The following is an 8571-nucleotide window of genomic DNA, read 5'->3' as shown; positions in this document are numbered from 1 at the left end:
CGGTTCCCGATATAACGAAAATCGGATAGCATCGATTCATGGCTTTACTTCCCATTCGACACCCTCAAAAGGATTTCTTTGTTCTCGACATTTCCGATGTTGTCCCCAAGGACGACACCGCCTCGATGGAACACCCGATTTTTAGCCTTGCCACGAAGCCTGACCACCGCCACCTGACCTATCAGAACGGCGACCACAAACTCAAAATCGTGCCTTCTGGAAACGGCCTGCCCACGATCTTTGACAAGGACATTCTGATTTTCTGCGTCTCTCAACTGATGGCGATGAAGAACCAAGGCAAAGAGATCGGAAAAACCGTCAGGTTCTCTGCGCGTGAACTGATGATTGCCACAAACCGCAAGACGGGCGGTATCGAGTACAAACGCCTCGAAGATGCGTTTGTGCGCCTCGCTGGTACTCAGTTCGTGACCAACATCAAAACAGGCGGAAAGGCGCAAACACGAGTATTCTCGCTCATCGAGTCAGGCAGTGGCTTCGTCTTCAAAGACGACGAGCGGATGCGACTCGACTATTGCGAAGTCATCTTGTCCGACTGGTTCATGCGCGCGATTGAATCGAATGAGATTGTCAGCATCTCAGAAGACTACTTCCGCCTGCGTCGCCCCTTGGAACGGCGGATATATGAGATTGCCCGCAAACATTGCGGAAAGTCCTCAAAATGGCATATCGGCCTCGAAAAACTGCAAGCCAAGACAGGAAGCAACGCGCCTCTGAAACGGTTTCGCCTAAACTTGCGCCAGATCATCGAAGAAGATCACACGCCATTTTATCGCATCGAACTGGATGACAAAGACCTTGTGACCTTCCGCCCTCGGTCGGCCAAGATCGAGCTGGGGCAGGATATTTTCATCCCCGAATGGGCAGACGAAAAAGCCCGCGAGATTGCCCGTGAAAAAGGCTGGGACTACTACGCACTACGCGACAACTGGCTGAGCTATGCAAGGGCAGAGGCAGGCAAAGGCAACCCACCTAAAAACGCGGGTGCTGCCTTCGTGAATTATTGTAAAAAGGCTAAGAGCCAACGTGGATAATAACAATGAATAAATCTATCATCACTGCTATTGTAGCTATTTCGGTTACCGTCGTCGCATATCTCGTAAGTTCGAGACAAAGCCCATATGAAAAATTCATTTTTTCGGACCTTAGCGATATCAATTGCACGAGCCCAATGTTCAAAGAGGCCTTCGAAGAAATCTTATCTTTCGAAGAGTACCCCTCTAATATTCACTTCCTTGAAGGGGCAAACCTTCAAGATATTGAGAATATACACAGCTATAAAAGTGAGAAATTCCGAATTTCCCTCTCTAGGGCACAACAAATATACGGGTCTGGGAGAAATGGATTGTACCTCAACACAGCACAAGAGATGGCTGACAGTGAATTGAGGTACACTTTGGTGTGCAGTGTTAATGTCTCTAGTTCAGCAAGAATATATAGCGACAAAATTTTCTTCTCTAGACCGTCTGAAGAAGTCGAGACAGGCAATGAAATCTACATAGCCCGTGATCTGGATCAAATCTTTACTTTCCTAAGCGAAGAGAACTCCGCGCCAGAAAACTCTGGAAGTGATCTATTGCCTCCAGCATCTAAGAACTAGATGGTAACAGCCAGCCATAATCAACGCCTCGGCCTGCGCGGTCTCTTTCGGGAACGCTCACGCTGCTCCTGCATAATATCACGCGCTGAACGGCGTTTCTGGTTCTCTGGATCACGAGCTTTCTTCGGTTCGGTTGATCGGTCAAAATCCTGCTTGGCCGCATCACCCTGCCCCTTCTCCCACAGCTTATCGGACATCCCCTTGTAGTGATCCAGCCGCGCCGCATCCTGCTCTTTGTGCATCGCCTTGAGCTGGTCACGATCATACCGCCATGCCTTTGTGACCTCACGGCCAGCGTCACGGATAGATTGCGACTGCTTTTCGCTGATCTGAGCGCGTTCCTGCGCCTGCATGTCCAGAAAATCCCGACGTTGCCCTTGATCGGCGGTGAAGGCGCGAACAACCCCCATCAGCTTCCCTCTGTCCTTCTGGCTAAGAGCAAACCCAATGCGCTTTGACAGACTGGTGTCATAGGTTTTCAGCTCCTTGCGCTGCCGTTGGAACACGTCCCGCCAGATAGGTTTATAAAGCTGTTTGTTCTCAGCCTTGCGAGCTGCGAAACGATCCTGCTTTTGCTGCCACAATGCGTCGTACTGGCCACGCCGCGATGCGCTCGCCGCGTCACGATCCGCGCGGTAGTCTGACCATAGCTTATCGGATTCCTGTTTTTTCCATTCATAGTGCTGGCGGCGTGACAGGCTGTCATCTTTCCGCCATTCACCGCGTTTGCGGGCTTTGTTGTTCTCGACCCGATCTTTGCAAAACACTTGGCCGCGCTGTTGTTCGTATTTCTCTGCCCATCGGGACAAGGATACCTGATCGTTAGACATGACAGCCGAACGGCCAGTGTCAGGACAAACCTTGTTCACGATGACATGCACATGCGGATGATCCGTATCGCGATGGCCAACGATCAAGGCTTGCCGATCGTCGATACCAAGGGTTTTGAGCGTGTCATGCGCGGCCTGTATTTGCTCCTCGCGCGTCGGCGTTTCTGACGGGTGCCATGCCAAGGAATAGCAATAGACGGGGAATTGCATCTTACGCCCGCCTTTGATCCCTGCCGCCTGCTTCAGCTCTGCTGCATGGGTGGCAGTGTCGATCATGTGGGCGGTCGCACGATGCGCGTCATCTGTGGGCAAATTCACCGTCTCGATGAACGCCACGCGCTCGTTAGTGTCGGCTTGTTTATCGTGAAGGTAATACCGCGCCGCGCCTTTAAAGCTACGGCCTGCGCGGGCTACTCTGGGGATCATGATCCAGCCACCTATCAAAGAGGGCGTCTAGTTTCTCGCAAGTGGATACAAGCGAGGCGGGCAACGCATCTTTGCGGGCGTTCAATGCCTTGGCGATTTGGTTCAGATTTACCCCAATCCGCCGTAACTCGTCACGGGTCACAAAATCAGGCGCGGTTGATTTTGTGACACTGACGCGCTGTCCGAGCGCGGCAGCACGGACGAAGGCTGTCACGGTCGTATCGGCCTGACTGGCTTTGGTCTTGAGGTTCCCAAGCTCAATAGGGGAAAGGGCAAGGCTCACCTGTTCGGTGCGTCTTTTGGCAGGGTCGATCTTAGGTCGTGCCATGACATGTGCTCCTTTCACCAGCTGGGTTGTTAGGGGGTGGCGTTAGACCCCATGACCGAGGTTTTTACATAGTAAAAACATATCTCGCTACTCTCTTAGTTTGACAAATAAGGGTCAACATTTTCTTAATGCGCGTAACAGTTGCACAAACCCATTTGTAACCGAGGATTGACGTTGATTAGTTTCGAAGACCTGCCGCGCGGCCTCCCCCGTGAAATTTCGCAGAAAGACAGTGCGCCCCGTGCCCTTTGGGTGCCACCCGAAGGGCTGGCGCAATCCGAACGATGGGCACCCAAACCAACGGCGCCGCTTGTTGGACAAGACCGAAACGGCGAATGGATTTGCCTTGATGATGACCGGCATTTGTTGACCGTAGCAGGCTCACGTGCCGGCAAAGGCGTCTCGGTCATCCTGCCCAACCTCGCAATCTACAAAGGGTCGGTTTTGGTGCTCGATCCCAAAGGCGAAAACGCCACCCTAACAGCAGAACGCCGCGGCCGTGGTCGTGGTGTTCCTGCGGGCGGTTTGGGGCAAGATGTATTCGTGCTCGATCCATTTGGATGGGCAGACGTTGACGAAGAGTATCGAGCAGGCTTCAACCCTCTGGCCGATCTTGATCCCGCCGATCCACTCTTTGTCGATCATTGCGACAGCATCGCAGATGCACTTGTCGTATCTGAGCAGGGCAAAGAAAACGACCACTGGAGCGCAAACGCTCGCCTCGTGCTCAGAGGATTCAACGCATGGGTAGCGTCCAAACCATCGGGGAAACGGGATCTGATCGAGGTCAGCCGCCTGCTGCATCTTCCCCTATCCCCTCCAGCCGATGAAAATGGAAAACGCCCTAAGCCAAACCCCGACGCCTATTTTGATGATCTTCTGGATGCCATGCTCGATGACCCTGATCGCGCATGGGGCGTCACAGCGGCGGCGGCAGGTGCGCTTTTGTCCATGGGACATGAAGAACGCGGCTCTGTCCTATCTACGGTGCGCCAAAACATCCTGTTCTTGTCATCCCCACAAATGGCAAAAATGCTGTCCGACACGGGCAGAAAACCTGACCTCAAAGCATGGAAATTCGGCGGGCAATCAATCTATCTATGCCTGCCTGCGGGCTTCCTGCACACCCATGCTCGTTTCTTCCGCCTATTCCTCAATCGGATGCTGGCGGCAGTGGAAGCGACGCCACCTGTCCCACGTGACGACCCCAAAGGGCTGATGATCCTCGATGAAATACACGTTCTCGGCCACATGAAAGCCCTCGAAACTGCTGCGGGCTTACTAGCAGGGTACGGCGTTCGCATCTGGTCATTCTGGCAGGACTTCACACAAGCCGAATCCATCTATGGCAAGCGGTGGCAAACCTTCCTCGGCAATGCCTCCCTGTTCCAATCTTTCGGCCTCAACGACATGATGACGATGAAATTTGTCTCTGACCGCCTCGGCCTGTCATCCATGATGCAAGTCTCAAAAAATGAAATCAGTTACGAACAATCAGCCTTGGGGTATTCTGGAAAATCCAAATCTATTCAAGGCACCCCCCTGCTCACCCCCGAAGAAGTGGCCTATCACTTCTCGCGCCAGGCAAACGCCCAGCTCGTGATTTATCCTGGTGGCGATCCCATCTGGATGCGCCGCCTCAATTACTGGGACAACGAATTTTCTGATCTAAGGATGACCAAATGAAGCACGAAGACAAATTCGAAGCCCTGATGCTGCGGATCAATCCGCCCCGCAAATATAGCCTGACAGATGCCGCCATCCGTCCGCATCCGCGTTTTGCTGATCTGTCCGAATTTTCGAAGGGCGAGAGCTTTACCGCCTCGATCCCCACTGTCATCAAAACATGGTGGGTCGTCGGCTTAGTCGTGATTGCACTTCTCTGGATGACCCTTCCTCCTCTCGGCTTCGCTTTAGGGTTCGTTGAAGAAGAATGGGGACACGTCAGAGGACGGTGGCAAAAACTGAATGGTGCATACTGGTCTCCTGTTCCAATAGTACTGATGTTTGCCGCTCTCGGAGCCGCCTCCTACGGAATCTGGCGTCTTATCTTCCCCCGCATCGCCATCACCGCCACACGCGACGGGATCAGCGTTGGGAAATACCGCTATAGCTGGGACAATGCCGAAGGCTTGCGGGCGGGATACTCGGTCGGCGGGGTCGAGAAAAGCGACGAACAAGGCTTCTTCTGGTTCAAATACAAGGGGCTGCGCATGGCCTACGGCCAATGGAGCCATGACCTGCCCTACATGGTCAGCGATTACTATTCCGCTGCCTATGTTGTTTGGGTGAACCAGCTCCTTGAAACCATCCAGACCAACCCTGAAACCGTCAACGACACGGCGGCGGGGATCAAACAACAGATGTATTGATTTTCCACCCTATCAGGGGGATTTGCCAGAGCCGTGCGAATATGCAACCCTGTTACCCTAAAACAGGATGTAACCTGTTAGGATACGAAAGGGGCGCATTATGGGCACGTTACTGTCGGCATCACAGGCCGCAAAAGAGGTGGGGAGGTCGATCCCCACCATCACAAGAGCCATCAAAAAAGGCAAGCTTTCCGCAGTAAAGACGGAAGAAGGCGGGTATCAGATTGATCCTGCTGAACTGTTTCGCGTGTGGCCAGCCATAAAATCAGACGCAACCCCCGAAAGGGGTAACGCAACGGGTAAAAAGTTAGCGCACGCAACCCCAAAAAATGCAGATGTTACAGGGGGGTTAGAGGCCGAAGTTAAGTTCCTGAAACAGCTTCTGGAGGATCGAGACGGTACGATTGCCGATCTCAAGGATCAACGAGACAAATGGCAAGAGCAGGCCAAGACACTTCTCATATCCAACCAGAACGCACCCACACAAGCCACAGAAACGCGCAGAGGTGGCCTGTTGGGTTTTTTGCGGGGCAATGGGTAGTCAGCACTGCAATCGCCTTCTATGGCGCTTAAAATCGCTTCTGCGATATCCTGAAAAGAGGACGCCTCCCGTTGGTCGGACGCTCCGCCCCTTCAATTCGTTGTCACGCAGGGGCTAGGGCGTCTATTCAGGATCATTCCAACTTTTGTGCCATGCACATGTTTCATCGTACAAAAGCTCGTAGCCAGCTCTTGTTTGCATATCACTGCACTCATCGTACAAATGATAAAAGCGTGCACCCCAAGACAACAGGAACGCTACTGGTAAGAACAAAATAGCGATCCACCAACTCGCCCTTTTCATCACGGCCATAATCACAAGGCACGATAAGATGAGAAGGGATACACCAGCAGTCAGAGCGAAGTAGATATACCCTTGTCCCGTAGTCAAAGGTATGATGGTCAAGGCAAGACCTGCTGGAACCGCAAATGCCAAGAACACCACAGATAAAATCAGCTCGATAGTTTGTCGCTTAGATACAGTAGCATCAATTCTTTCAAAAAACCGACGCAAGCGCGTTTTTTGAATTAGAAAACGCAATCCGACTAACCCGCCCAGTATCCAACCAGCTCCAAACAAAGCACCCCAACCAGCTCCATCACGCGACGGCAGGTACCAAGCATCGCCTCGGTCAAATGCAACAACATTAGCCTTGCACGCAGTTTCAAGGTCACACAGCGTTAACGATGCAGTTACAAGCATCAAGGAAACAACAGAAAAAAGGATGAATGTAAGCCTTTCACCTGACAGGCTGCGAAGCAGAAAATAAATCCAAACTATGGAGGATAGAAGCACCGCAATAATCGACATAAGCGGTACCGTTGAGCTGTATCGGAAATATCGGTCATACCTATGAACGAAACCAAAATCTTGATCTCTAATATCCATGATATGAGCATCTCCCGAGAAGTACGCAGCCCACTCCGAAACGCCTCTTAAAACATTGAAAATCCCCAAGAAGGCTAGGAATAGCCCTGCTGCCAGCAAAATGAAGGCAAAAAGGAAAGCCATACCTTCACCTGACGTTTCCGCTGATTGGCCCTTACCTGCAAGTTGCTGCCCATATCGGAAGTCAGAGTAATGTTCATTTGGGGATGCTGCGCTACCAAGCGCTCCCATCGTCATTGCATGTGATTTTGCAGCATCTCTCTTATGCCGCTCGTCATTCCAATCTACAGCCATAGTGAAATTTACCGTCCTCTATCTCTCGTCCTGCTGTACAGAGCGGGAATGCTCGCGGAAGTGATCCGCAGCCTCTTCGCGGCTGATATGACCTTGCCCGAGTTGCTCCATCATTTCTGCATGTTCATGGCCCTTGGCTTGATCGAGATTTTGTCCATTCTCAGCTAAGAAAAGGTCTGCTGTTGCAAAGGCTGTCCGCTTGTTTCCATCCACAAAAGGATGGTTGCGGGAAATACCCTCGGCATAGCTGGCCGCGAGTTGAAAGGTATCGTTTTCACCGTAGGCATGAAGGTTTTGAGGGCGGGCAAGTGCAGATTCCAAAAGGGCGGGGTCACGCAAACCATGCGCCCCCCCGCCTATTTCGATCATCTGTTCGTGGATCGCTTCAACATCATCCTGCGTCAGCCAGCTTGGCTCACTCATCGGTTGGCAAGCTCAACGATAGTGTTGCGGTGGTATTCTGCGCGTTCACGAATGAGGCGCTTTCGATCATCTGAAACGCCTTCTGGTGTTCCCGTCAGGCGTTGATATTCATCCGCTGATAGCAAGACTAGACGATCACGCTGATGGCTTGTGATGATAACTGGTTCTTGCATTGCAGCATCGCTGAATGCGCCAATGTTGTTTTTAAATTCTGTTGCTGTGACACGTGTCATGGCAGTCTCCTTTCGTTGCATCTATTGTATGGCTAAAATGTCCATTTTGTCCATAAGAAGATATTCCTACCTGTCGGGATGTGGGAATGCTTTGGTTAAGTGCCTTTCCCTTCGGAGCCTGTTCGCTGATCCCGAAAAGAGCCGTGACAGGTTGTCCATCAAGGGTGCGTAGCACAGGCGAAGCCTGCTTGCCCTTGATGGATGTTCTGGCATGGATCAGGGATCAACTCAGCGAAACAGGTGCAAGGGTTCTAGGCACGTCGCCTTTTCCCTTTGGTGAGTGAAGCGAACAATAGCCGCGTGCGCCGTGAGGCGCATATAGCGGCTTGAGTATCCGCCAAAGGCGGATGCCTTTTAGGCGAAGGGCAAGCCCGAAGCCTAGTGTTAACTAAGTTAACTAACGTAGTGAGTTACCAGCTCAAAAATCACCCGCTACGTATTGGTATATATAGGGAAAGTTATCCACACGGTTCCGAAAGTAACGAACTTTGGTTCCGAAAGTAACGAACTTTGGTTCCGAAAGTAACGAATCTATTTGGGCAATTTCTGGTTCCTGAAATAACGAACTTTGGTTCCTGATCGTGCGAACGCGGTCGGTTCCCGATATAACGAAATTTT

10 protein-coding genes are annotated in these 8571 nt (G+C 51.8%); 5 read left to right on the top strand and 5 right to left on the bottom strand.

What is annotated here, in order from left to right; genetic code table 11:
- The first annotated feature begins 38 nt into the window (after positions 1-38).
- A complete protein-coding gene (locus Z948_RS0117365) occupies positions 39-1052 on the top strand; it encodes a replication initiator protein A (RefSeq protein WP_025060813.1) in 1014 nt (337 codons plus the stop codon).
- Positions 1053-1057: 5 nt separating this feature from the next.
- Positions 1058-1618 (top strand): hypothetical protein, encoded by a 561-nt coding sequence (locus tag Z948_RS0117360; RefSeq protein WP_025060812.1) that lies wholly within the window; start codon positions 1058-1060, stop codon positions 1616-1618.
- A gap of 20 nt (positions 1619-1638) precedes the next feature.
- On the opposite strand, the gene Z948_RS0117355 is transcribed toward Z948_RS0117360, so the two are convergent.
- Complete coding sequence (locus Z948_RS0117355; RefSeq protein WP_025060811.1) at positions 1639-2874, bottom strand: relaxase/mobilization nuclease domain-containing protein; 1236 nt, start codon at positions 2872-2874, stop codon at positions 1639-1641.
- Positions 2843-3202, bottom strand: coding sequence for a plasmid mobilization protein (locus tag Z948_RS0117350; RefSeq protein ID WP_025060810.1), 360 nt, complete (start codon positions 3200-3202; stop codon positions 2843-2845). The genes Z948_RS0117355 and Z948_RS0117350 overlap by 32 nt, the downstream gene beginning before the upstream one ends.
- Positions 3203-3376: 174 nt before the next feature.
- Here Z948_RS0117350 and Z948_RS18305 point away from each other — a divergent pair, with 174 nt between their 5' ends.
- The 3 genes from Z948_RS18305 (at position 3377) to Z948_RS0117335 (ending at position 6115) form a co-directional block, all read left to right on the top strand.
- Complete coding sequence (locus tag Z948_RS18305) at positions 3377-4888, top strand: type IV secretory system conjugative DNA transfer family protein (RefSeq protein ID WP_025060809.1); 1512 nt, start codon at positions 3377-3379, stop codon at positions 4886-4888.
- A complete protein-coding gene (locus Z948_RS0117340) occupies positions 4885-5574 on the top strand; it encodes a hypothetical protein (RefSeq protein ID WP_025060808.1) in 690 nt (229 codons plus the stop codon). Before Z948_RS18305 ends, Z948_RS0117340 begins: the two co-directional genes overlap by 4 nt.
- A gap of 100 nt (positions 5575-5674) precedes the next feature.
- A complete protein-coding gene (locus Z948_RS0117335) occupies positions 5675-6115 on the top strand; it encodes a MerR family transcriptional regulator (protein ID WP_025060807.1) in 441 nt (146 codons plus the stop codon).
- A gap of 123 nt (positions 6116-6238) precedes the next feature.
- Here the strand turns inward: Z948_RS0117335 and Z948_RS0117330 are convergent, their stop codons facing one another.
- The 3 genes from Z948_RS0117330 to Z948_RS0117320 are packed head-to-tail and all read right to left on the bottom strand — an operon-like array spanning position 6239 to position 7953.
- Positions 6239-7297: a hypothetical protein gene (locus Z948_RS0117330; RefSeq protein ID WP_025060806.1), complete on the bottom strand. Its 1059-nt coding sequence runs from the start codon at positions 7295-7297 to the stop codon at positions 6239-6241.
- An 18-nt stretch (positions 7298-7315) separates the two neighbouring features.
- Positions 7316-7720 (bottom strand): type II toxin-antitoxin system death-on-curing family toxin, encoded by a 405-nt coding sequence (locus tag Z948_RS0117325; RefSeq protein WP_025060805.1) that lies wholly within the window; start codon positions 7718-7720, stop codon positions 7316-7318.
- A complete protein-coding gene (locus Z948_RS0117320; RefSeq protein ID WP_025060804.1) occupies positions 7717-7953 on the bottom strand; it encodes a type II toxin-antitoxin system Phd/YefM family antitoxin in 237 nt (78 codons plus the stop codon). The genes Z948_RS0117325 and Z948_RS0117320 overlap by 4 nt, the downstream gene beginning before the upstream one ends.
- Positions 7954-8571: the final 618 nt, after the last annotated feature.

The organism is Sulfitobacter donghicola DSW-25 = KCTC 12864 = JCM 14565 (genome assembly GCF_000622405.1).
Classification (GTDB): Bacteria; Pseudomonadota; Alphaproteobacteria; order Rhodobacterales; family Rhodobacteraceae; genus Sulfitobacter; species Sulfitobacter donghicola.
Note: the sequence above shows the minus strand (reverse complement) of the source record. Positions and strands in the feature narration are given on the sequence as shown.

Coding starts and splice junctions, on each gene's coding strand:
- Z948_RS0117365 (WP_025060813.1), top strand. CDS start 39: ATGGCTTTACTTCCCATTCGACACCCTCAAAAGGATTTCTTTGTTCTC.
- Z948_RS0117325 (WP_025060805.1), bottom strand. CDS start 7,720: ATGAGTGAGCCAAGCTGGCTGACGCAGGATGATGTTGAAGCGATCCAC.
- Z948_RS0117350 (WP_025060810.1), bottom strand. CDS start 3,202: ATGGCACGACCTAAGATCGACCCTGCCAAAAGACGCACCGAACAGGTG.
- Z948_RS0117335 (WP_025060807.1), top strand. CDS start 5,675: ATGGGCACGTTACTGTCGGCATCACAGGCCGCAAAAGAGGTGGGGAGG.
- Z948_RS0117330 (WP_025060806.1), bottom strand. CDS start 7,297: ATGGCTGTAGATTGGAATGACGAGCGGCATAAGAGAGATGCTGCAAAA.
- Z948_RS0117320 (WP_025060804.1), bottom strand. CDS start 7,953: ATGACACGTGTCACAGCAACAGAATTTAAAAACAACATTGGCGCATTC.
- Z948_RS0117355 (WP_025060811.1), bottom strand. CDS start 2,874: ATGATCCCCAGAGTAGCCCGCGCAGGCCGTAGCTTTAAAGGCGCGGCG.
- Z948_RS0117340 (WP_025060808.1), top strand. CDS start 4,885: ATGAAGCACGAAGACAAATTCGAAGCCCTGATGCTGCGGATCAATCCG.
- Z948_RS0117360 (WP_025060812.1), top strand. CDS start 1,058: ATGAATAAATCTATCATCACTGCTATTGTAGCTATTTCGGTTACCGTC.